The organism is Actinosynnema sp. NPDC059335 (assembly GCF_042752395.1).
Lineage (GTDB): Bacteria > Actinomycetota > Actinomycetes > Mycobacteriales > Pseudonocardiaceae > Actinosynnema.
Map to the genome: position 1 here is coordinate 1 of NZ_JBHYXZ010000018.1, position 22,447 is coordinate 22,447.

Below are 22,447 nucleotides of genomic sequence, written 5' to 3' on the forward strand. Positions count from 1 at the left end.
AACCACCACCGAGCCCACAGCGCCCTCGGCGGCCAGCCACCCATCACCCGACTGACCGCCTAGACGTCAACAACGTCACGAATCAGTACAGCTAGGGCGCGTCCCGAGCGGGTCCGCCGCCTCGTCCCACTATGGAGCGGCCGGGCGGGGTCGAACAACCGCAGCCGCGCTCCGTGCCCGGACCCGGCACCGGATCTTCCGGCCCACCCGCTCCCCCGGCCCATCGCGCGACGGCCCGCTGACTTCCCGGCCCACCACGTGACGCCTCACCCGCTCCCCCGGCCCGTTCGCCTGACACGCCACCGGCTCCCCGGCCGCAGCGCGAGGAGTTACCGGATGCCGGCCGCCGTTCGGCCGCACCGGCGATCAACCCCGGCCCGCGACCCCCGCGACCCGCTTAAGGTGCCGGGATGGGGCAGAACGGGTTCGTCGAGGTGCGCGGGGCCAACCGGGGCAACAACGTGGTCCTGCGCCTGTTCGCCGCGGCGTTGGTGGTCACCGGACCGATCGTCTACGCGGCCGACGACGGCGGCGCCGTCGGCGTCGTGCTCACCGTGGTGCTGCTGCCGTTCGGCATCGCCGTGTGGCGCGGCATCGCGCGCGCCAAGCGGCGGTTGCTGCGCCTGGACGAGGTGGGCCTGCCCGCGATCGCCGAGGTGTTGACCGCGGAGCCGATCAGCGAGGACTCCACGGTCCGCGTCCGGCTCCGGATCAGCGGCCCGGACGTGCCCGAGTTCGAGGTCGAGCACGACGCCGGGTACCACCCCGCCCTGAGCCCCGGGAACAAGCTGGTCGCCGCGGTCGATCCCGACGACCACCGCGACTTCGAACTGGAGTACTAGTGCCGCATCTCGGGGCGTCGAACCGGTAATCGGTCCCGTGAGCTGATCGGCCGGGCTGGTTCCGCACGTCGGGTGCGGGAGGTCCGGTCTGCGGCATCATGTGACCATGAACGGTGGTTTCCGGGTGGGCGAACTCGAAGTCGTGAACGACCTGAGTCCCGCGCGGTGGCTGGTCGAGCACATCCACGAACGGCCTCTCGACGTGGGCGCCATAGTGCCCACCGGATTCGCGGCATACGCACGCCTGCTGCACCCGGCTTATGAACCCGACCCGGCCACCGCGGCACGCCGCGACCTCCCCCTGGCACAGCGCAGGACAGCGCGTCGGTGGAGCGAGGTGGCGGCAGAAACCGGCGCCGTCGTTCATCCGCTGGTGCAGTGGGAACGCATCGCCCCGGCGTCGTACACGTACGGCGACGAGCCGGCGACCGGCGTGCTGCCCGTTGATTACGGCACCATCCTGGCCGATTTCCTGCGGTGGCACACCACATCCGAATCCTGCTGGTTCGGAGTGTGGCGAGGCAATCAGCCGCTATTGATCCCGGATCGGGCGTCGACCTTCCGGCTACCGCAACGCGAGATGTACTTGTTGCGCGGCCCCTTGTCGGGACTGGTGCGCAACCTCGCACCGGAACCGCTGCGGAAGACCGTCAACCTCTGCTGGCCGGAGGACGAGGCGTGGGTGCTCGGGATCGACGTCGATCTCCGATCCACCTACCTCGCCGCCTCCCGCCGATGCGTCACGGAACTGCTCGACCTACCCGGGCTCGAGGCGTACGCCGTCAACGCCACCGATTCGGTGACCATCGAGTCCGACTCGGTCAACCGGTGACCGCGGAGCGGCCACCCCCGGCCGAAGGACCAGCGGTGACCGCCCGGTGCCGCCGAAGGCGTGTTTCAGCAGGTGATGGCGTTACCCGGACCGAATCCCAGGGAGGGGTCGGAACTGGGCGGCCAAGTCGCCCACGACGGCGTGTACCCCGGCGGGAACCAGACGCTGAAATAGCGCCATGATCCGTAGAGGGCGTTGTGGCACTGCTCAGAAGCATTCGCCTGGACCACGGCGGCGTAGCTCCGCCTCTCCGGCCCGGACTGGGCCACCAGCGAGCCGTCGCGGTACAGGCTGACACCGGTTTCGAGCTGGCTCACGAAATCGTCGCAACTCACGACCACGACGACGTTGACCGTGCCGGGGACATGGGTGGACCGGTGCGGTACTGCTTGTCGACCGTGCACGTGATGATGTTTTCCTGCGCGGCACTGGTGGCCGTTGCCGGAACGATCCTCGTCGCGGTGACCGTCCCTTGCACCTCGGCGCCCGCAACGCCCGAAGGCGCCCACGCCTGCGGCGCGATGGCGGACGTCCCGACAGACGGCGGAAAATCCGGCAGGGCCGAAGCCACCCCCGGGACAATTGCCACCAGGACGACACCGGCAAGCAGGAGTGCCACATGACGCAACTTGCTCAAACTTCCCCCTCGACTCGTTGGCGAACACGCGACCAAACCTTGACGGGAGGTTCCCCGGAATTCGAAGTGATCGAAGAACCGCGTCGAACGTAGCGAGCCGCACGTGATCTCGGCAACCGAATAAACAAGCAGGGGGGCGACCATCCCGATGGAGCGGTTTTAGCGTTTGTTTAGCGCTTCGACGGACGGCTCCGGTAAAATGTGCGCAATTTCGGCACGACGGGCGATCCCCCAACCCGCGCCGGCTGACGACCCTGCCGCATCGCCACCTGCGGATCCCGGATCGGCAGGGTCCCGTCGGCACCATGGGCGGCCGGACGGCGGCCACCTCCCGCACGCCTGTCAGGGGGAAGGGCTTGGCCGGTCGCCCGACGACCGACTACGGGAGCCGCTGCACGGGAACGTGGTCGGTGGTCTGGCCGATCAGACCGTGCGCGGTGACGGGGTCGAGCGCGCGGCCGTGTGAGAAGTGGGTCTCGAACTCGTCGCCCAGCGCCACGCGCAGGCAGCCCTCGATCCGCTCCAGGTCGCCGCGCTCGGCCGGGGGCAGTGGCGCGCCCGCGCCCTCGCGCCCGGAGGCGGCCGCGCCGAGCAGGGTGGCCGCCTCCGCGTGCCGCCCGGCCACCGACAGCGCGCCCGCCAACCCTTCCAGCGCCAGCGCGACCGACCGCGGGTCGCCGGTGGCCTTCGCCGCCGTGTACCCCTCCTGGTGCAGCGCCAGCGCGGTCGCCGCGTCGCCGCGCTGCTCGGCCACGAACCCCAGCTCGGCCAGGATCAACGCCTCGCCCACGTCGCCGTCGAGCTGGCGGCACCACCCGAGCCACCGCCGCAGGTGCGCCTCCGCCGCGTCCAGCCGCCCCTCACGACGCGCGCCCAGGCCCAGCCCCACCTCCGCGAACTGCTCGCCGAAGGTGAAGCTCTGCTCGGCGGCCAGCCGCATGGCCCGCTCGTGCAGCTCGCGCGCCTGCCCGTAGTCGCCCTTGAGCAGGGCGATCCGGGCCAGGCCCGACAGCTTGGTCGACACCTCCGACCACAACCCCAGGGTCTCGGCGATGCGCAGGCCCTCGCGGTGCACGCGCAGCGCGTCGTCGTAGTCGCCGCGCACCTCGGCCAGCGACGCCAGCGCGTCACCGGCCTGGAGCTGGCCCCAGCCGTCGCCGACGTCGCGGAACAGCGCCGCGCTCTCCTCGCCGTACTGCTGGGTCGTGCGCAGGTCGCCCCGCAGCACGGCCTGCGTCGCCAGCGCGGCCAGCGCCGCCGCCGTGCCCCACCGGTCACCCAGCGCGCGGAACTCGCTCAACGCCCGGTCGATGCGCTTCTCGCTGCTGTCCTGGTCGCCGAACCCGATGCGGGCGTAGCCCAGGAACCACCGCGCGGTGGCCCGGCCCAGCGGGTCGGCGATCTCGTCGGCCAGCGCGTCGTAGTGCTCCAGCGGGTAGGTCGACTCGCCGACGCGCAGGCTGAACCCCGCCTGCCAGGCCAGCGCCTTCGCGCGCTCCGACGGGTCCGCGTGGCCCTCGACGGCGAGCGCCGAGGCGAACGCGCGGGTCGCCTCGCCGAGCCTGCCGCGCAGGAACCAGTACCAGGCCAGCGCGTTGACCGCGCGCAGCGCCAGGTCGGCCCGGCCCTGGTGGGCGGCGGTGTCGAGGGCCACCCGGAAGTTCGCCGCCTCGGCGTCGGCCAGTTCGAGCCAGCGCCGCTGGTCCGGGCCCCGCAGGTGCGCCATCACCCGCACCGCGAAGTCGGCGTGGTAGGCGGCGTGCCGGGCCCGCACCCGGTCGGCCTCCCCCGCCTCGCGCAGCCGTTCGGCGCAGTAGGCGGCGACCGACTCGGGTAACCGGTAACGCCGCGAGCCCGCCACGTCCGACGCGCTCACCAGGCTCCGGTCCACCAGCCGCGCGACCAGGTCCAGCACCTCGTGCTGCTCGATGCCCTCCCCGGCGCACACCTCTTCCGCCGCGTTGAGCGGGCAGCCGCCGCTGAACGCCGCCAGCCGCCGCAGCACCACGCGTTCCCGGTCCGACAGCAGGTCCCAGCTCCAGTCGATGGCCGCGCGCAACGTCTGCTGCCGGGCGGGCGCGCCGCGCCGGCCCACGGTCAACAGGGCGAACCGGTTCTCCAGCCGGGCCGCGACCTCGTGCACGCCCAGCGCGCGCACCCGCGTCGCGGCCAGTTCCAGCGCGAACGGGATGCCGTCCAGCCGGCGGCAGATCGCGTGCACGGCCTCCACGGTGGACCCGTCCAGCACGAAGTCCGGCGCCGCCGCGGTCGCGCGCGCCACGAACAGCTCCACCGCGGTGGACACGCCGTCGGCGTCGGGCAGGGTCAGCGGCGGCACCGTCCACAACCGCTCGCCCGCGATGCCCAGCGGCTCCTGGCTGGTGGCCAGCACCCGCACGCCCGGCGCGGCCATCAGCAGCATCTCGGCCACGTCCGCGACCCGCTCGACCACGTGCTCGCAGTTGTCCAGCACCAGCAGCAACTGCTTGGTGCGCAACGCCTCCGCCAGGCGGGTGGCCAGCGCCACGGGCGGTCCCGCGCCGGTCACCTCGTCCCGCACGCCGAGCACCGTGGCGACGACCTCGACCACGCCGTCCGGCGACTCCAGGGTGGCCAGCTCGACCAGCCACACGCCGTCCGGGTAGGCGTCGGCGACCTCCGCCGCGGCGGCGATGGCCAGCCGGGTCTTGCCGACGCCGCCGATGCCGTTGAGCGTCACCAGCCGGCTCGCGTCCAGCAGCGCGCGCACCTGCCCGATCGCGGCCTGCCGGCCGATCAGCGGCGTCACCGGCGCGGGCAGGTTGCTCAGCGGCCGGGCCGCCGTGGTGATCGGCGACGGCATGGGCGTGAGCTGGAGGTCCCGTTCGAGGATCGCCTGGCGCAGCGCGACCAGCTCGGCGCTCGGCTCCAGCCCCAGCTCCTCGGCCAGCGTGGCGCGCAGGGCGTCGAAGCTCGCCAGGGCCTCGCTCTGCCGTCCCGCGGCGTAGAGGGCGCGCATGTGCGCGGCGCGCAGCCGTTCCCGCAGCGGGTGGCGCGCCAGCAGGTCGCCCAGCTCGCCCGCCAGCAGGCCGTGCTCGCCGAGGCCGAGCATGACCTCGGCCCGGTCCTCCAGCGCGGTGAGCCGCAGCTCCTCCAGCCGGGCCAGCACCGGCTGCGCGAACCCGGCGTCGGCGAAGTCCGCCAGCGCCGGACCGCGCCACTGCGCCAGCGCGTCGCCCAGCAGGGCGGCCCTGGCCCGCAGGTCGGGGACCTCGTGCGAGGCGGACAGCAGCGCGGCGAACCGGCGGGCGTCCACCGCGTCGGGCGGCACGTCCAGCAGGTAGCCCGGCGACCGGGACACCACCAGGTCGCCCGCGCCCCGCTCGGCGTCCTCCAAGGCTTTGCGCAGCTGCCACACCTTGGTGTGCAGCGCGCCCGCCAGGTTGTTGGGCGGCGAGTCGCCCCACAGCGCGTCCGCCAGGCGGTCCACCGAGACCGCCTCGCCGTCGTGCGCCAGCAAACAGGCCAGGAGGGTGCGCGCCTTCACGCCCGGTACGGGGACGACGCGGTCGTCCTCCGTCCAGACGGTCAGGGGCCCCAGGATGCCGAAACGCACAAAACACACCATAACGGGAGTCGACCGCCGCCACGTGTGACGGAGAGCGTACTCACGAACACTCAGCGAGAGACCCGAGAGGTCGCCGAGAGGCGATCGGGAGGGCTCCCGGAGAGGGTGGGGGCCGTCACGATGAGGAGGGCGGAGGATGACGGCGGGCGACCGTTCGCCTGTGACGGTGATCGGCCTGGGTCCGATGGGGACGGCGCTCACCCGGGCGTTCGTGGACGCGGGTCACCCGACGACGGTCTGGCACCGGCTCCCGGGACGCCCCGACGAACCGGCGACCAACGGCGCGAACCGCGCCGCGACGCTGGTCGAGGCCGTGTCGGCGAGTCCGCTCGTGGTCGTCCGCGTGGTCGACCACCGCGCCATGCGGGAGATCGTGAACTCGCTGGGGGACGCACCGGCGGGCCGCGTGGTCGTGAACCTCACCGCGGGCACCGCGGAGGAGGCCCGCGACACCGCCGCCTGGGCGGCCTCCCGGGGCGTCGGCTACCTCGACGGCGCGATCCTCACGACCGCCGAGGAGGTGGGTGCGGACACCGCCCTGACCTTCTACGGGGGTCCGAAGGCGCTCTACCAGGAGCACGAGCCGACGCTGGCCGCGCTGGGCGGCACCGGCACGTACCTGGGCGACGACGTGGGGCTGCCCGCGCTGTACGAGGTGGCGTTGCTGGGCGTGATGTGGAGCGCGTGGGCCGGACTGCTGCACGGGCTCGCGCTGGTGTCGGCCGACGGCGTCCCCGCCGCCGACTTCCTCCCCCACGCCGAGCGGTGGCTGCGCCGGGTCGTCGGTCCGTCCGTGCCGGAGCTGTCCGCCGGGGTGGACCGGGGCGAGTACCCGGGCACGACGCTCGGCCACCAGGCGGTGGTGATCGAGCGCCTGCTCGCCGCGAGCCGGGCGGGCGGGGTGGACGACGCCCTGCCGGGCTTCCTGCTGGCACGGGTGGAGCAGGCGATCCGTCGGGGGCACGCGGGCGACGGGTTCGCCGGCCTGATCGAGGTGCTGCGCGACCCGCGTCCCGACTGAGGACTTTCACGCTCGAGCTGGGGAAGGTGAAGGAACATGGAACGCACCGAACGGGCCGGTGCCAAGGAGTGGTTGGGCCTCGCCGTGCTGGCGCTGCCGACCCTGCTGCTGTCCGTCGACGCCACGGTGCTCTACCTCGCGTTGCCGCACCTGGGCGCGGACCTGCGGCCCAGCGGCACGGAGACGCTCTGGATCATCGACGTCTACGGCTTCATGATCGCGGGCTTCCTGATCACGATGGGCACGCTGGGCGACCGCATCGGCCGCCGCAAGCTGCTCATGATCGGCGCGCTCGCGTTCGGCGCGGCGTCGGTGGCCGCCGCGTACTCGACCGACCCGGCGATGCTGATCGGCGCGCGGGCCCTGCTGGGCATCGCCGGCGCGACGCTGATGCCGTCGACGTTGGCGCTGATCACGAACATGTTCCACGACGCGGGCCAGCGCGGCGTGGCCATCGGCGTGTGGGCCGCGTGCTTCTCGGCCGGCGTGGCGGCGGGTCCGCTGATCGGCGGCGCGCTGCTGGAGCTGTTCTGGTGGGGCTCGGTGTTCCTGCTCGCCGTGCCGGTGATGGTGCTGCTGCTGGTCAGCGCGCCGATCCTGCTGCCGGAGTCGCGCGACCCCGAGCCGGGCCGGCTGGACCTGCCCAGCGTGCTGCTGTCGCTGGCGGCGATCCTGCCGGTGATCTACGGGCTCAAGGTCGTCGCCGCGGACGGCATCGGCCTGGGCGCGATCGCGGCGGTCGTCGTGGGCCTGGTGTTCGCGGTGGTGTTCGTGCGGCGGCAGCGCGCGCTGCCGGACCCGTTGCTGGACGTGCGGCTGTTCGCGCGGCCCGCGTTCATGGGCGCGTTGCTGGCCCTGCTGGTCGGGCTCGCGGTCGTCGGCGTCGTCTACATGTTCGTGACGCAGTACCTGCAGATGGTCGCGGGTCACTCGCCGCTGGGCGCCGGCCTCTGGCTGCTGCCGTCCGCGGTGGCGATGATCGCGTCGTCGATGGCCGCCCCGGCCCTGGCCCGCCGGGTCGCGCCCGGCCGGCTGGTCGCGGCGGCGCTGGCCGTGTCCGCGGTGGGCTACCTGCTGCTGGTGTTCGTGGACGGTCCGGGCGGGCTCGCGCTGGTGGTGTCCGGCCTGGTCGTCGTCTACCTGGGCATCGGCCCGATGATGGCGCTGGGCACCGAGCTGGTGGTGGGCGCGGCCCCCGCCGAGCGGGCCGGGTCCGCGGCGGCCATGTCGGAGACCAGCATGGAGTTCGGCCTGGCGCTGGGTGTCGCGGTGCTGGGCAGCGTGGGCACGGCGGTGTACCGGTCCGAGCTGCCCGAGGGGCTGCCGTCCGACGCCGTGGAGTCGCTCGCCGGCGCGTTGGCCGCGGGTGGCGCGGACGTGGTCGAAGCGGCCCGGTCGGCGTTCACCTCGGCGTTGAACGTGGTCGGCCTGGTGGGCGCGGTGGCGACGATCGTCGTCGCCGTGGTCACGGCGGTGCTGGTGCGCGGCTCGGCGGAGGCCGGGCAGGAGACCGTGGCGGAGACGAGCAACGCCTGACGGGCTTGCGCCCGACGACGTCGCGGAGGCGTGGGCCGGAGCGGGCACACCCGCTCCGGCCGGTCCGACAACAGCTGGGGGAACAACGATGGAGTTCCGATTACTGGGTCCGCTGGAAGTGCTGCACGACGGGCGACCGATCTCGCTCGGCGGCATCAAGCAGCGCGCCACGCTCGGTTTCCTGTTGCTCAAGGCGAACCAGGTGGTGCCGACCAGCCAGTTGCTGTGCGCGTTGTGGCCGGGTGAGGACCCGCCCGCCTCGGCGCGGAAGATGCTGCAGAACGCGGTGTGGAGCCTGCGCGCCGCGCTCTCGGCCACCGAGGGCGCGGGCGCGCCCCGGCTGTCCACCCAGGCTCCCGGGTACGTGTTGCAGGTGGACCCGGCGCGGGTGGACCTCTTCCGGTTCCACGAGCTGGCCGAGCGGGGCCGTGCCGAGCGCGGGCGGCCCGAGGTCGCGGCGCGGGTGCTGCGCGAGGCGCTGGGCACGTGGCGCGGCGCGGCCCTGGCGGACCTGGTGGAGAGCGGCATCTGCTGGCCGGAGCTGACCGTGGTGGAGAACGCCCGGCTCGACGCGATGGAGGACTACTTCGACGCGGAACTCGCCTGCGGCAGGCACCAGTCGGTGCTGGGCGAGCTGGAGGCGATGGTCGAGGCGGAACGGCTGCGGGAGCGGTCGTGCGGCCAGCTGATGCTGGCGCTGTACCGGTGCGGGCGGCACGCGGACGCCCTCGCCGTCTACAGCAGGCTGCGCACGTCCCTGGTCGAGGACCTCGGTCTGGAGCCCGGTCCGGCGCTGCAGAAGCTCCAGCACGCCATCCTCACCCACGACCCGGCGCTGGCGCTGCCGGCCGCCCCGGAGCAGGCCGTGGTCCGGCGGCTGCGGCCGGTGGAGCCGATCCCCGCGCCGCGGTCCTCGCCGGGGCCGCAGCGGCGGCGGCTGACCGTCGCCCTGGTGCGGGTCCGCCCGCGCCACGGGGTCGCCGACGCCGACCCGGCCGTGGTCGACCACGCGCTGGCCGAGGCGACCAGGATGGTGCGGCGCGGCATCGAGGAGCTGGGCGGCACGGTGGCGACGTCGATCGGCTCGGCGTCGCTGGCGGTGTTCGGCGGTCCCTACGCCCAGGGCGACGACGAGGCGCGGGCCGTGCGGGCGGCGTTGGCGCTGCGCGACTGCTTCGCCGACGGGATGCGCCGCGACCTCGCCGTGCACATCGCGGTGGCGACCGGCGAGGCGCTGGTGCTGACCGAGCCCGGCGTGCCGCCGACCGTCAACGGCGCGCTGGTCGACCGCTGCTACCAGGTGCTGTCGTCGGTGCCCGAGGGCGCGGTGTGGACCTGCCCGAAGACGCTGGACCTGACCGGTGCGGCGTTCGAGGCGGTCGAGACCGGGAGCGGCGAGTGGGAGGTCACCGGGTGCCGCGGCCGGGCCGACGAGGACGACAGCGAGCTGGCCGTCGTGCGCGGGCTGCTGGACCGGGCGCTGCGCCGCGACACGCCTCACCTGGTGACCGTGCTGGGTGAGCCGGACGCGTTCCTGGACCGGTTCGCCGGGTCCGTGGACGGGCCGCGGGTGCTGGACGAGCGGGTCGTCGAGGGCGAACCGCTCGGCGCGGTGAGGCAGGTGCTGGCCGGGTACTGCGACGTGCGGCCGGACGACGGTCCCGACACCGCGCGGGCCAAGCTGGCGTCGGCGCTGTGCGCGGCGGGCCGGGCGGAGGCCGACGCGCTGGCGACCCGGCTGCTGCCCCTGTTCGACACCGCGTCGCCGGGCGAGGGCGTGCTGACCGCGTGGCGGCGGTTCCTGGAGCTGGCGGCCCGCGACCACCCGCTCGTGGTGGTGCTGCGGGACGTGCACCTGGCCGGGGAGGAGGTGCTCGACGCGGTGGAACGCCTCGCCGACTCCGACCACCCCGTGCCGCTGCTCGTGGTCGTGTCCGCGCGGCAGGCGCTGCTGGAGCGCCGGCCGAGCTGGGGCGGCGGCAAACCGCACGCGGCGTCCATCACCCTGGACCCGCCGCGGGACGGCACGGTCGACCGACTGCGCCGGGTGATGCTGTCCACAGTGGACCGGTTATCGACCGGCCCCGACGCGAACGCCGACACCGACGCCGACACCGACGCCGACCCGTGGCCGAAGCGGGAGCCGGAGGGCACGCCGCTGGCGTTCCGCCGCCCCGAACGGCGGGCGGTCCACGTGATGGCACTGGCCGGGGTGGGGGTGTCGGCGGGCGCGAACGGCGCCTGACGCACCACCGGGGACCGACGCGCCGCCGCCCGCGCGCCGGTCCTCCCCCGGCCACCGGGCCGATCCGGACGCCCATCGCCGATCGGCCACCGGCCCCCGTCCACGCGGACCTCCGACCGGTTGCGGCCGCCACCGTCGGCCGACGATCAAGGCGCGGCCGCGCTACCACCGCCCGAACCGTCGTCGCATCCCCCGACCGTGGCGACCACCGCCGCCCACGACCACCTTCGGTCAGCAGAGCCCACCCGGTCGGATGACCGATTCACCGGCACGACTGGCGTTCGCCCCGGCCGGCACGCGATGTCGTCCCGACGCCGGCACGCTCGCCCCTGCGCCTCGAAGCGGGCGGGAAACGGAGGTGGGCGGATGCGGTCGAGGGTGCAGAGGCATCTCGCGTCGATCGTGCCGGATTTGTTCGAGGACCGGTCGCCGGCCGTGGCGTTCCTGGCGTCGGCCGGGTCGATCGAGCCCGGCGAGGAGCGCCCGGTGCTGCCACCGGAGTTCAACTGGCGCGACTACACGGTGATGCTGCTGCACGTCGCGGCCGAGATCGAGCACTCGCTGATGGTGCAGTACCTGTTCGCCGCCTACTCGATGGGCGGTCCGCAGGTGCCCCGGGAGCTGCGCGACGACGTGCGGGAGTGGCAGGAGGTCGTCCTCGGCGTCGCGAAGGAGGAGATGGGCCACCTCGTGACCGTGCAGAACCTGCTCACGGCCCTGGGCGGCCCGATCAACCTCGACCGCGAGGACTACCCGTGGGGCTCGGACTTCTACCCGTTCCCGTTCACCCTGCGCCCCTTCAGCCTCGACTCGCTCGCCACCTACGTGGTCGCGGAGAGCCCCGGGAGCTGGTCCGGGCCCGAGGCCGACGAGATCAAGAAGAGGGCCGCCGAGACCGCGAGCCAGTACGTCAACCGGGTCGGGCAGCTGTACGAACGGATCGACCGCATCCTGGAGAACCGGGACTTCCTGCCGGACGAGGCATTCCACGCCGACACGCTGCCCTACCAGGCGTCCTGGGACGAGTGGGGCCGCGGCTACACCCGCGGGCAGCGGGGACGGGAGGCGGGGAACCTGCCGAACGTGAAGTCGCCCGAGCTGCTGGTGTTCGGCGTGTTCTCCCGCGACTCGGCGCGCAAGGCGCTGCGCGAGATCGGCGAGCAGGGCGAGGCCCTCGGCAACCAGGGGACGACCGGGGACCAGGGAGCTGCGGAGGAGACCTCCCACTTCAACCGGTTCCTCGGCATCTACCGGGCGTTGAAGGCGCTGTCACCGCAGCAGCAGGCGCTGGTGGCCCGCCCCGTCGCCGAGAACCCGGTGACGGTCAAGCGGCTCAACGAGTCGGAGATCGTGGGCTACGCCGCCGCCGAGGTGACGACCAGCCCGATCACCGACCCCGTCACCGCGTTGTGGGGCCACCTGTTCAACCTGCGCTACCGGATGCTGCTGGCCGACATCTCCCACGCGTTCCTGCTCGCCGGTCCCGTGGACAACGGCGGCGTGCTCACCGGGCGCGGCGCGCTCGTGCACCGGGCGTTCGCCGAGATGTACAACCTGCGCGCCCTGGCCGGACGGCTGGTGGAGCGCCCGCTGGAGGCGAAAGCGCCCGACGGGCTGCGGGCCGGGCCGCCGTTCGAGATGCCCTACAGCCTCGAACTGCCCCACCACGACCACGACCGCTGGCTCCTGCAACGCGACCTCGTGCAGGCTTCCCGGCTGCTCACCGCGCAGTTGGCGGACACCGACCCCGACGGCCCGGCCGACCCGTACCTGGTGGCGCTGCGGGAAGCCGACCAGCGGGCGCTGGACCAGATCGGGCACGTCCTCGAGCGCAAGGGGTGCACGTCATGACGATCCGGGAACTGCGCATCCTGCCACCCCTGGCCATCGGTCGCCTCGGCGCGGCCGCCGAGCCGATGGACAACTACACCGCCGAGGTCGACGAGCTGCGACCGCTCGCGCCGCGTCACCTTCGCCCCGCGCCGACGTTCCGGGTCGACCCCGACTCCGGCGCGATCACCAGTGCCGACCCGCCCGCCGAACTGCGGTTCACCGACGGTCAGGGCAAGGTCAGGCCGGTCGCGCCGTTCCTGGAGGTCTGGGCGCTCACCGACGACGGCCTCGTGCCGCTCACCCTCGACCTGTTGCGCGACAACGGCCTCACGCCCGAGGACGTGCGCTGGCAGGTCCGGGTCGGCAACCACAAGATCCAGCGCCGCACCCACGACGGCGACGACCTGATCGACGCCGACACCGGGTGGTTCGGCGACCACGCGGTGCACGAGCTGAAGGGTGAGTGCCCGAACTTCCTGGAGCACAAGCACCTGCCGCTGGGTCACGTGCGGTACATCCGGCCGACCGCCGACTTCCCCGGCATCCGGCTGCGCTTCACCCCCGCCGGGGGCCACGTCTACGGCTCCGCCGACGCCACCTACATCCTCGACCCGGACCCGAACGTCGTGGATTTCCTCTACGACGCCACGAAGGGCACGTGGCGCGGCTACGCCGACCAGCCGGACGACCCCCTGGTGACGATCCCGGGCAGCATCTACGCGGGTGACGACGGCCCCGACGGCACGTGGGTCAGCCGCGGCTACCTGGACGACGAGTGCGACGGCTTGGTCCACGTCAAGCTCACCGTGGCGGGGAACGAACTGACCGCGTTCGGCCGCATCGGCGCCGGCCCGCCCGCCTACGCGCCGGACGTCGTCCCGATCCGGACCGTCGCGGACGAGCTGGACCAGGCGTTGCTCGGCCCGAAGGCGACCGACGACGACACGGTCGCGCTCGCCCGCGCCGTGACCGAGGAGATCCTGCGCCGGGCGACCGAGACCGTGCGGCTGATGAACACCGAGGTGATGAACGGCAACACCGTGGACGGGCGCGTCGACGCGGCCAGCACGATGGTGCGGCAGGACTCGGCCGACACCGGCCGGCTCTACGAGCCGATCATGGCGCCGTCCCTGGTGGACGCCTCCGCCGTGCTCGCGCTGCACCAGCACGTGCTCGCCGCGCTGCGCAGCGGCACCGCGCCGTGGTTCGCCGACGTGCTGCGCGACCACGACGAGGTGGGCGACCTCACCGCCAAGGGTCGGCGCAAGATGCCCGCGCTGATGCGCGGCGCGGACGGCCGGTCGCTGGCGCTGACCCGCCGCCAGGTCGACCTCGCGCGCAAAGCCGCCCGGCAGGACATCTTCGACGGCGGCGACGAGCCCGGAGGGACGCGATGAGCGACGACAACCGGATCGACCCGATGAACCTCACCGCGCAGCTCCACTACCGGGCCGCGGGCAACCCGCCGAGCACGCTGCCGGAGTCGGCGATCTCCAACGCGTTCCCCGGTCTGGAGTTCGACTTCCGCAACATCTGGCGACGCCTGCTGGTCGGCATCGAACTGCACGAGGCGGACAACTACGTCGTCGACGCCGACCAGGAGCACAAGGACCTCGTCGGCTGCCGCCTGCTCGCCGTCGGCGGGCACGACGTCATCGGCTACCTGGAAGGCCCCACCCGCCCCGGCGGCGCCCCGGGGCGGCTCGTCTCGGTGGGCAACCCCGACGGCGTGACCATGCTGGAGTGGTCCAACTCCCTGGCCGACGCGCTGGCCGAGCACGCCGGCGGAACCGTCGAGTGCACGTTCACCGCCCAGCCGTCGCCGAGGCCCGTCGGCAAGACCGGGGACGTGCAGGTGCGGGAGCTGGGGGTGAGGTCGCTGTTCCCGCGCAGCGAGGCGGTTCCGGGCGGTCGGCTCCCGGTGATCGCCGAGGAGCTGGCCGGCCCCGGCGACCTGACCCGCGGCCTGTGCTCGCCCTGGCAGAACGACTACCGGGAGTGCGCCTGCTACTACTGGGCCGCCAGCAGGCCGGACTACGTCAACGTCGAGGACACCGCCGCGGGCACGAGCACCGGCAACCACTGGTTCGCCGTCGACCGCGAACCGCGCGAGTACGTGCTGGACGACCGCGAGGACTCGCGGCTGGTCAGCTACGACGACCTGTTCCAGGACTGGCAGGGCAAGCTGCGGTTCATCGTGGACGGCAAGGACGCGCCGGAGCACGACGCCCGCGAATCGGACGCCGGATGACCGCGCCGCGCCTGTTCGAGGCGTCCGCCCCGGTCCACCCCGATGTCCACCTGCTGCGCACCGAGGTCGGACCGCGCGTGCTGCTCGCCGACGGCAGCCGCCTGTTCGGCGTCGGCGAGGCCCTGCACGACCGGATCGACGCCGCGCGCCGCGACCCGGACCCGCGGGCGCTCGACGCGGTGCTCGCCGACCTGGGCCTGGACGCGCCGCGGCAGATCGACGACGTCGCGCCCGAGCCGCCGCCGGTGCGGGCGTTGTCGCTGGCCGTCGCGCAGAAGTGCAACCTGGGCTGCACCTACTGCTACGCCCAGCAGGGCGATTTCGGCGGGCCGGCCAAGAACATGCCCGAGGCGACGGCGTTCGCCGCCGTGGACACGTTGTTCCGCGACGCCGCCCCCGGCGAGCGGGTCAACCTCGCGTTCCTCGGCGGCGAGCCGATGATCAACCGGCCGGTCGTGCGCGCGGCCACCGAGCACGCCGTCGCGGTGTCGGAGCGCACCGGCGTGCCGGTCACGTTCTCCATCACCACCAACGGCACCCTGCTCACGCCCGAGGACGGCGACTTCTTCGAGGCGCACGGCTTCGCCGTGACGGTGAGCCTGGACGGCGTCGGCGCGCGGCACGACCTGCTGCGGCCGCACCGCGACGGCCGGGGCAGCTACCGGCGCGTCATGGACCGGGTCGCGCCCCTGTTGGCCGCGCAGCGCCGGATGCAGGTCTCGGCCCGCGTCACCGTCACGCCGCTCAACCTGGACCTCAAGGCGACCCTGGACGAGTTCGTCGCGGCCGGGTTCCACGGCGTCGGCTTTTCCCCCATGCTCAGCTCGCCCACCGGGCACGGCGAGATGGCGCTGCCCGACCTGGAGCTGATGCTGGAGGAGATGACCGCGTGCGGCGAGGAGTTCGTCCGCCGGGTCGTCGCCGGGCAGCGCTACCCGTTCACCAACATGGTCAGCGCGCTGCGCGAGATCCACCGCGGCACGCACCGGCCGTACCCGTGCGGCGCGGGCGCGGGCTACCTGGGCGTGTCCGCCGACGGCGACCTGGCGGCGTGCCACCGGTTCGTCGGCGACGAGGACGGCGCGATGGGCGACCTGGCGGGCGGCGTGGACGACGCGCGGCGCGCCCGGTGGCTGACCGAGCGGCACGTGCACCGGCAGGAGCCGTGCCGGGGCTGCTGGGCCCGCTACCTGTGCGGCGGCGGGTGCCACCACGAGGTCATCCGGCGCGGCAGACCCGCGTGCCAGTACATCCGGGGCTGGCTGCACCACTGCCTGACCGCCTACAGCCGCCTGCTCGCGGAGCGCCCGGACTACTTCGCCGGATGACCGCCTGGGACGTCTGCGTGCTCGGCGGCGGGCCGGCCGGGTCGGTGTGCGCGTTGCGCCTGGCCCGGCTCGGCCACCGCGTCGTGCTCGTGGAACGGCGGCCGTTCCCGCGACCGCACGTGGGCGAGGCGCTGTCACCGGGCGTGCCGGCCCTGCTGGACGTGCTGGGCCTGCGGCACGCGCTGGACGGGTCGGTGCCGTCGGGCGGCGCGCTGGTGCGGTGGGAGGACGACACGACCCGGCAGGTGGAGCCCGACCCCCGCGCCGTCACGGTCGACCGCGGCAGGTTCGACCACGTGCTGCTGGCCGCCGCGCGGGCCGAGGGGGTCGCGGTCCGACAGCCCGCGCGAGCCGGGCGGCCCCGGCGCGGACCGGACGGGTGGGAGGTCCCGCTGCGCCACGACGTGCTGCGGGCGCGGTTCCTGGTGGACGCGAGCGGGCGGCACCGCGCCACCGGCGGCACGACCACCGCCACCGGCGCGCGGACGCTGGCCCTGCACGCCGTGTGGCCCGGAACCGGCCCGACCCGGATCGGCGCCGGACCGCGCACGTGGTGCTGGGGCGCGCCGCTGCCCGACGGCGCGTTCCGCGCGATGGCGTTCGTCGACCCGGACCTGCTGCGCCACTACGCCTACGACGTGCGGCGGCTCTACCACCACCTGCTCGACACCACGGGCCTGTTCGCGGACCGGCCCGCGTCGCTCGACGTCGCGGTGTGCGACGCCACCAGCTACCGCGACGACGACCCCGTGACCGAGGACCGCGTCAAGGTGGGTGAAGCGGCGTACACGCTGGACCCGCTGACGTCGTCGGGGGTGGACAGCGCCGTGCAGAGCGCCATGGCCGCCGCGGTCACCGCGAACACCGTGCTCTCCGGCGGCGACCGCGCCGCCGCGCTCGCGTTCTACCGCGACCGCCGCGACCGCGCCGCGGCCCGGCACGCCGCCTGGACCGCCGCCCACTACCACCGCCACGAAACCCACCGCGACCAGCCGTTCTGGCGTCGTCGTGCGGTGCCGCCGCCGGCGCGCGCCCGGCCCGCGCCCACCCCGCTGACGCCGGACTGCCTGCACCGCCCGGTGCGCCTGGTCGCCGACGCCGCCGTGGTGCCGACCCCGTGCCCGGTCGGGGACGTCGTCACCCTGCGCCGCGCCCTCACCCACCCGGCGCTGCCGGGCCCGGTGGCGCACGTCGGCGACACCGAACTCGCGCCGCTGCTGGACTGCCTGGCGCACGCGCCGTCCCTCGCCGACCTGCTCCGCACGTGGTCGGCCCGCCTGCCCGCGGGTCAGGCCGAGGCCACGGCGAAGTGGCTGTTCGGCGCGGGTCTGCTCGTCGTCGGGGGGTGAGCGCCGGCCGCCGTGCGTCGGCGGCCGGCGGCCCGCCTCAGCTCCGCCCCGCCCGGCGCCTGCGGGTCAGGAACGCCAGGGCCACACCCATGCCCAGCACCAGCACGCCGAGCCCCACCAGCCACGGCAGGCCGGAGGACAGGCCGGTCTCGGCCAGCGAACCGGAATCCTTGCCGGCGGAGGTCGTCGTCGGGGCCGCGGTGGTCGTCGTCGGCGGCTCGGTCGTCGTCGTGGTCGGCTCCGGCTGCGGGATGTGCACGCCGGCGTCGATCGTGTGGTCGACCTCGCCCGGGTTGGCGGGCGCGATCACCGGCGCGACGCCGTCGCACAACCGCCCGGTGGTGGGCGGGACCACGTTGGAGTCGTGCACCCGGTCGTCGCCGACCACCGGGAGCGTGAACACCAGGTCGGTGGCGGGCGGTTGGCCCGGCACGGTGGCGGTGTCCGCGGTGCACACGTCGAACCGCACCGTGTACTCCGCGCCGGGTGTCAGCTCGTAGGCCGCGCCGACGCCGCCGAAGTAGTACTCGCCGGCTGCGTCGGTCTTCGTCGTGGCCACCTGCTCGCCGGTCGCGTCCAGCAGGGTGATCGTCGCGCCGGGCAGCCGCACGTCGGCCGGGTCCTGCACGCCGTTGCGGTCGCCGTCGAACCACACCAGGTTGCCGATCTGGATCGGCGCGTTCGCCGCCTGGTAGGCGATGGCCCCGAGGCCGCCCGCCTTGCCGAACCCGTTGGGCGGGCGGCGGCCGGTGAACTCGTAGGCGTTGGCGGCGGGGTTGTTGCCGGGCCCCTGGCCGGTCGTGACGTGGTAGTACCCGGTCCCGCCGGTGGCGACGTTGACGGTCGGGTCCATCTGGGTGCTGACGACCCAGTCGAGCTGCGGGATGTAGGCGACCGCGCCCTGCGCGCTCTCCTGGTGCGGGCCGCGCGCCGCCGGGCCCGCCGGGGAGAAGTAGTCGCCCGGGAAGAACTCGACCACGCCGGGGCGCTGCTGGCCGTCGTCGGCGGTGGCCGCGTGGTCGGGGCAGTCCCCGCTGCCTTCCCACGAGTACCCGCCGTCGGGGTTGGCGCAGGCCATGGTGATGTCGCCGCCGGAAAAGCCGCGCTCGGTGCCGTTCACCCCCGGCCTGGGGTCGATCGCGTCCCAGCCCGTGGTGTCCATGAACCGGTCGCGGAACCCGAGGACCATCGACCCGTCCCGGGTGAACGCGAGGCTCGCCAGTTGCGGCTGCGGGTCGATCAGCGCGCCGCCGCCGTTGACGTCGTGGTCGTCCCAGGACGCCAGGTCGGCCTGCCACGGGTTCCAGTGGTTGGCCTGGGCGGCGCCCGACACGCCGGTGAGCACCTCGCCGCGCTCGAAGTCGAGCGGCTGGGTCAGCACCGGGGTGAAGCCCGTGCCGTCGTAGGCGTGGACGACCGCCTTGAGGTCCGACCTGTTCTGCGTGCTCTCGGCGCTGCACACACCGCCCACGTAGAGGGCGCCGTCGTGGGCGAGGACGGAGAACGGCCGCCAGTCGTCGGGCGCCGCGCAGCCGGGGTCGGGCACCGGCACCGTGGCCAGGGGCGCGCCCGCGGTCGCGCCGGTGGCGTCGAAGCTGACCAGGCTGCGGGTCAGCAGGTTCACCGCGTACAGCGTGGAGCCGTCCTCCGACAGGGCCAGGCCGCCGATGCTCTCCTTGCCCGCCACGTCGGTGAAGCCGCCGTCCTTGATGATGTTCGCGGTGTCGTGCGGCGTCACCGCCGCGCCCGGGACCTTGGCGAACAGCGTCGGCGCGCCGCCGCCGTCCACCGGCACGGTGTAGATCGCGTCACCGCCCTCGGGCCCGTAGAGGGTGTGCCGCCGGGCGAACGCCCCCTGGAACAGCCGCCGCCGGTCCTTGTCGTAGGCCAGGCCGAAGGTCGTGCCGACCTGCTCCTGCGTGGCCAGCGTGGTGGGGCACGCGACGTCCTCGGGGCACGTGCCGCGGGTCTCCACGCCGAACGCCACGAGCGCGCGGGTGTCGGTCCCGTTGCCGGCGTTCTGGATCGGCACGAAGTACCGGGAGTCCGGCAGGGCGTAGTGGACGGGGTTCCACACGGCGGTGATCACCGAGTCGTCCTTGCCGTCCGACACGTCCACGAAGGTGGTGAAGCTGTCGAAGTGGTTGTCCGCGGTGGAGGCGGGCGCGGCCCGGAGGTAGGCGCTGTAGGGCTCGGGGATCGTGACGTCGACGCGGTAGTGGCCGCCGGTCAGCACGGTGGACGGCGGCACGACGACCTTGCCCGTCGCGTCCGTGACCCCGGTGACCCGGTGGCCCTCGCGGTCGGAGACGGCGACGTCGATGCCCTCCTGCGGCACGTCCATCGTCGTGTTGATCACGCCGGTGCCGAAGAAGTCGCGCAGCACCTGGACGGTCAGCGTGCCGTCGGTGGGCGACGCGGCCGCCGTCCCCGCGGTCACCCCGGCGATGCCGCTGCCGACCAGCAGCAGGCCGGCCACCCCCACCCGCGCCAGTCGGGTCCTGCGCGCCCGGCCCATCGTCGTACCCCCGCGGAAGTCGTCGTGATCCGTCACAGACAACCAGAACGGCGCGGTGGCGAGAGCCGGGTCGCCGGGTGAATCAGGGGGTGAATCGGTGGCCCTGTTAGCGTCGGGCCACATGCGCAGCATGCGAACCGCAGGACGCCTCCCGCGGCGTCGGGTGGTGGTCGTCCTCGGTGTCGTGGCCGCCGCCGTGGTCGGGGTGACGGCGTTCCTGGTCGTGGGCGGTGCCGAGCCCGCCGGTCCGCGGGCGCTGACCTCGGACGAGGTGAACCGGCTGGCGATCGCGCGGTTCCGCAACCACGAGGCCGGCGGCCGAGCGGTGACGATCACCGTGCCGACCGCGGCCGGCGGGCTGGTCGTCACCGGGCACGTCGACTACCGGGCCGGGCTCGGCTACGGCGTGGTGCACGGCAGCGGGCGGGACGCGTCCGGCGACGGGTTGATCCAGTGGACCGCCACCGCCGTGTACGCGCACCCGATGGCGGACGCCCCGGCGCAGCCACCGGCCACCCCGCCCGACTCGGAGTGGCACCGCCGCGCGCTCCGCACGGCCGGCAGCACGCTGGACAGCGCGTTGCTCATCGCGCTCAACCTCGGCAGCGACCGGCCGGACAACGCCGAGCTGCTGCCGCAGAACGGGGCGGCCTGGGTGGGCCGCGACGAGGTGGGCGGCCGGGAGGTGGACGTGATGTCGGGGCCGAGCGCGCGGGCCCGGCCGGGCACCGCCGGGAACGTCCGCTACTGGATCGACCCGGACGGCGCCATGCACCGGGTGCAGGCCGACGTGGCCTCCGAACCCCGCCCGGTGGTCATCGACTTCGACGACCGCGCGTACGTCCCGGTGCGGCCCGCGCCCGGCGTCACCCCGACGCCGTAACCGCTCACGTCCCGGTGCGGCCCGCACCCGCCGCAACCCCTCACGGGGTGCGCACCAGCGCGCCGTCGGCCAGCAGCGACACCGCCGGCAGCGCGATCGTGGCGACGTCCGGCAACTCGGGGACCACGGGCACGGCGGTGGGTCCCGCGGTGGTGGCGTTCGGGAGCTGCGGCTGCGGCGCGGGCGCGGCCACCTCGGTGAACGGGATCCCGCGCGGCGGCTTCGGGCTCGTCCAGGTGCCGGACGGGGACCGGTCGGCGGCCGGGCAGGGCGCGGTCGTCGCCAGCGCTTCGGGCACGGTCGTCGCGAGTTCGTTGCCCCGCAGGCAGTTGCCCGTCCCGCGGGTGGCGGTGGGGAACGTCCAGCCCACGTCGACGGCATTGGCCGTGAAGGCGTTCTCCAGCACCTGGTTGCCGTCGGCCGGGATGTCGGACGTCGCGGTGATCACCAGCCCCGCGTTCACGTGGCCGTCGATCCGGTTGCGCACGACCCGGTTGTCGTTGCCGCCGTCGATGCCGACGCCGAGGCCCCACCCGCCGTCGGCCTGCTCCGGCGTGGCCTCCTGCTGGTTCGCCGCGATCAGGTTGCCGACGACGTGCGCCCCCTCCTGCGGCAGCAGCTTCTCCTGGTGGTCGGAGCTGATGGTGAGCCCGACCCGGTTGCCGACGAAGCGGTTGCCCACCACGTACAGGTCGCCGCCTGCGTTGGTGCCCTCGTACCCGACGGCGTTCAGCTCGGCGATGTTGTCCCGCACCACGATCCGGCAGGGCTTGCACTGCCCGACGTAGATCCCGGAGTCGGCGGAGCCGGAGGCGTAGGAGTGCTCGATGACGCCGTCCTGCGCGGAGAACGCGTAGATGCCGTACAGGCCGTTGCGGGTGGCGGTGACGTGGGAGACGAGGAACGACTTGAGGAAGGTGACAGGCTCGTCGCCGGTGTCGTAGCCGCCGTCGCCCGGCGTCCCGGCGGCCGCCCGCGCCGATCCCGTGACCAGGACGCCGTTGTGGGTGTTGTTCCGGACCGTCAGGTTCTCCACGGCCACGCCGGACGCGGTGACCACGATGCCGTTGGGCTGTCGCAGCCGCCCGTCGATGACGACCCCGTCGCGGGACTCGCCCCGCAGGGTGACCCGGTCGGTGCCGACCTTGACCGACTCGTGGTAGACGCCCGGCGCCACCAGCACGAGATCACCCGGTTGGGCCAACGACACCGCTGCGGAGATCGTCGGCGCGTCGGCGGGCACGCGGATTGTCACCCCCGAGCCCTCCGGTCGGCGGCCCTCCCCCGGTCCGTCGTCGCCAGCGCCGCAGCCGGGCAGGAGGAGCGCCACCGCGATCGCCGCAAGGCGGGAACGAAGCATGGGGCCAGTCTGGCACGAGGACCGGATTCGCCCGCGCCAGGCCGAATCTGGCACCCTCTCACCCCGTGCGCCGAGCCGAGGACCTCCCGTCACGCCGAGCTTTCCTCGGCGCGGGCGCCGGCGCGCTGGCCGCCGGCCTCACCGCGGCGTGCGAGCCCGGCCCGGCGCGGCACGAGGCCGGGGCCGCGCCCCCGCCCGTGACGCC

16 protein-coding genes are annotated in these 22,447 nt (G+C 74.1%); 11 read left to right on the forward strand and 5 right to left on the reverse strand.

Annotation, left to right across the window (positions count from 1 at the left end):
• Positions 1-410: 410 nt before the first annotated feature.
• Together ACFXGA_RS08430 and ACFXGA_RS08435 are read left to right on the forward strand one after the other, a co-directional pair.
• Positions 411-842 (forward strand): hypothetical protein, encoded by a 432-nt coding sequence (locus tag ACFXGA_RS08430; protein WP_378085559.1) that lies wholly within the window; start codon positions 411-413, stop codon positions 840-842.
• Between the two features lie 106 nt (positions 843-948).
• Positions 949-1,674 carry a hypothetical protein gene (locus ACFXGA_RS08435; RefSeq protein WP_378085561.1) on the forward strand — a complete coding sequence of 242 codons (726 nt, stop codon included), beginning with the start codon at positions 949-951 and terminating at the stop codon, positions 1,672-1,674.
• 65 nt (positions 1,675-1,739) lie between these two features.
• Here the strand turns inward: ACFXGA_RS08435 and ACFXGA_RS08440 are convergent, their stop codons facing one another.
• The 3 genes from ACFXGA_RS08440 to ACFXGA_RS08450 form a co-directional block, all read right to left on the reverse strand.
• The gene (locus tag ACFXGA_RS08440) at positions 1,740-1,991 is read right to left on the reverse strand and encodes a hypothetical protein (RefSeq protein WP_378085563.1); all 252 of its coding nucleotides are present in this window, start codon (positions 1,989-1,991) and stop codon (positions 1,740-1,742) included.
• A 14-nt stretch (positions 1,992-2,005) separates the two neighbouring features.
• Positions 2,006-2,311, reverse strand: coding sequence for a hypothetical protein (locus tag ACFXGA_RS08445; protein ID WP_378085565.1), 306 nt, complete (start codon positions 2,309-2,311; stop codon positions 2,006-2,008).
• A 379-nt stretch (positions 2,312-2,690) separates the two neighbouring features.
• Positions 2,691-5,906, reverse strand: coding sequence for a BTAD domain-containing putative transcriptional regulator (locus tag ACFXGA_RS08450; RefSeq protein WP_378085567.1), 3,216 nt, complete (start codon positions 5,904-5,906; stop codon positions 2,691-2,693).
• A 172-nt stretch (positions 5,907-6,078) separates the two neighbouring features.
• On the opposite strand from ACFXGA_RS08450, the gene ACFXGA_RS08455 reads away from it, so the two are divergent.
• The 8 genes from ACFXGA_RS08455 to ACFXGA_RS08490 all read left to right on the forward strand — a co-directional run bounded on the left by ACFXGA_RS08455 (position 6,079) and on the right by ACFXGA_RS08490 (position 17,481).
• A complete protein-coding gene (locus ACFXGA_RS08455; RefSeq protein WP_378085569.1) occupies positions 6,079-6,939 on the forward strand; it encodes an NAD(P)-dependent oxidoreductase in 861 nt (286 codons plus the stop codon).
• A gap of 36 nt (positions 6,940-6,975) precedes the next feature.
• Entirely contained in the window at positions 6,976-8,475 is a 1,500-nt protein-coding gene (locus tag ACFXGA_RS08460; RefSeq protein ID WP_378085572.1) for an MFS transporter, read from the forward strand.
• A gap of 88 nt (positions 8,476-8,563) precedes the next feature.
• Positions 8,564-10,720 carry a BTAD domain-containing putative transcriptional regulator gene (locus ACFXGA_RS08465; RefSeq protein ID WP_378085574.1) on the forward strand — a complete coding sequence of 719 codons (2,157 nt, stop codon included), beginning with the start codon at positions 8,564-8,566 and terminating at the stop codon, positions 10,718-10,720.
• A gap of 366 nt (positions 10,721-11,086) precedes the next feature.
• Positions 11,087-12,571, forward strand: coding sequence for a ferritin-like protein (locus ACFXGA_RS08470; protein ID WP_378085576.1), 1,485 nt, complete (start codon positions 11,087-11,089; stop codon positions 12,569-12,571).
• Entirely contained in the window at positions 12,568-13,950 is a 1,383-nt protein-coding gene (locus ACFXGA_RS08475; RefSeq protein WP_378085578.1) for a hypothetical protein, read from the forward strand. Before ACFXGA_RS08470 ends, ACFXGA_RS08475 begins: the two co-directional genes overlap by 4 nt.
• Complete coding sequence (locus ACFXGA_RS08480) at positions 13,947-14,804, forward strand: hypothetical protein (protein WP_378085580.1); 858 nt, start codon at positions 13,947-13,949, stop codon at positions 14,802-14,804. Before ACFXGA_RS08475 ends, ACFXGA_RS08480 begins: the two co-directional genes overlap by 4 nt.
• Entirely contained in the window at positions 14,801-16,132 is a 1,332-nt protein-coding gene (locus ACFXGA_RS08485) for a radical SAM protein (RefSeq protein WP_378085582.1), read from the forward strand. Before ACFXGA_RS08480 ends, ACFXGA_RS08485 begins: the two co-directional genes overlap by 4 nt.
• Positions 16,129-17,481, forward strand: a complete 1,353-nt coding sequence (locus ACFXGA_RS08490; protein WP_378085584.1) for an NAD(P)/FAD-dependent oxidoreductase — start codon at positions 16,129-16,131, stop codon at positions 17,479-17,481. Before ACFXGA_RS08485 ends, ACFXGA_RS08490 begins: the two co-directional genes overlap by 4 nt.
• Positions 17,482-17,518: 37 nt before the next feature.
• Here the strand turns inward: ACFXGA_RS08490 and ACFXGA_RS08495 are convergent, their stop codons facing one another.
• Positions 17,519-20,035: an SdrD B-like domain-containing protein gene (locus ACFXGA_RS08495; protein WP_378085586.1), complete on the reverse strand. Its 2,517-nt coding sequence runs from the start codon at positions 20,033-20,035 to the stop codon at positions 17,519-17,521.
• 85 nt (positions 20,036-20,120) lie between these two features.
• Here ACFXGA_RS08495 and ACFXGA_RS08500 point away from each other — a divergent pair, with 85 nt between their 5' ends.
• A complete protein-coding gene (locus ACFXGA_RS08500) occupies positions 20,121-20,882 on the forward strand; it encodes a hypothetical protein (protein WP_378085588.1) in 762 nt (253 codons plus the stop codon).
• Positions 20,883-20,922: 40 nt separating this feature from the next.
• Here ACFXGA_RS08500 and ACFXGA_RS08505 read toward each other — a convergent pair whose 3' ends face one another.
• On the reverse strand, positions 20,923-22,242 hold the full coding sequence (locus ACFXGA_RS08505) for a NosD domain-containing protein (protein WP_378085590.1): 1,320 nt from the start codon (positions 22,240-22,242) through the stop codon (positions 20,923-20,925).
• Positions 22,243-22,447 lie beyond the last annotated feature (205 nt).

Excerpts from the sequence above, each read along its gene's own strand:
- ACFXGA_RS08465 (WP_378085574.1), top strand. The coding sequence starts at position 8,564 with ATGGAGTTCCGATTACTGGGTCCGCTGGAAGTGCTGCACGACGGGCGA.
- ACFXGA_RS08460 (WP_378085572.1), top strand. The coding sequence starts at position 6,976 with ATGGAACGCACCGAACGGGCCGGTGCCAAGGAGTGGTTGGGCCTCGCC.
- ACFXGA_RS08485 (WP_378085582.1), top strand. The coding sequence starts at position 14,801 with ATGACCGCGCCGCGCCTGTTCGAGGCGTCCGCCCCGGTCCACCCCGAT.
- ACFXGA_RS08480 (WP_378085580.1), top strand. The coding sequence starts at position 13,947 with ATGAGCGACGACAACCGGATCGACCCGATGAACCTCACCGCGCAGCTC.
- ACFXGA_RS08505 (WP_378085590.1), bottom strand. The coding sequence starts at position 22,242 with ATGCTTCGTTCCCGCCTTGCGGCGATCGCGGTGGCGCTCCTCCTGCCC.
- ACFXGA_RS08500 (WP_378085588.1), top strand. The coding sequence starts at position 20,121 with ATGCGCAGCATGCGAACCGCAGGACGCCTCCCGCGGCGTCGGGTGGTG.
- ACFXGA_RS08490 (WP_378085584.1), top strand. The coding sequence starts at position 16,129 with ATGACCGCCTGGGACGTCTGCGTGCTCGGCGGCGGGCCGGCCGGGTCG.
- ACFXGA_RS08430 (WP_378085559.1), top strand. The coding sequence starts at position 411 with ATGGGGCAGAACGGGTTCGTCGAGGTGCGCGGGGCCAACCGGGGCAAC.
- ACFXGA_RS08435 (WP_378085561.1), top strand. The coding sequence starts at position 949 with ATGAACGGTGGTTTCCGGGTGGGCGAACTCGAAGTCGTGAACGACCTG.
- ACFXGA_RS08470 (WP_378085576.1), top strand. The coding sequence starts at position 11,087 with ATGCGGTCGAGGGTGCAGAGGCATCTCGCGTCGATCGTGCCGGATTTG.
- ACFXGA_RS08475 (WP_378085578.1), top strand. The coding sequence starts at position 12,568 with ATGACGATCCGGGAACTGCGCATCCTGCCACCCCTGGCCATCGGTCGC.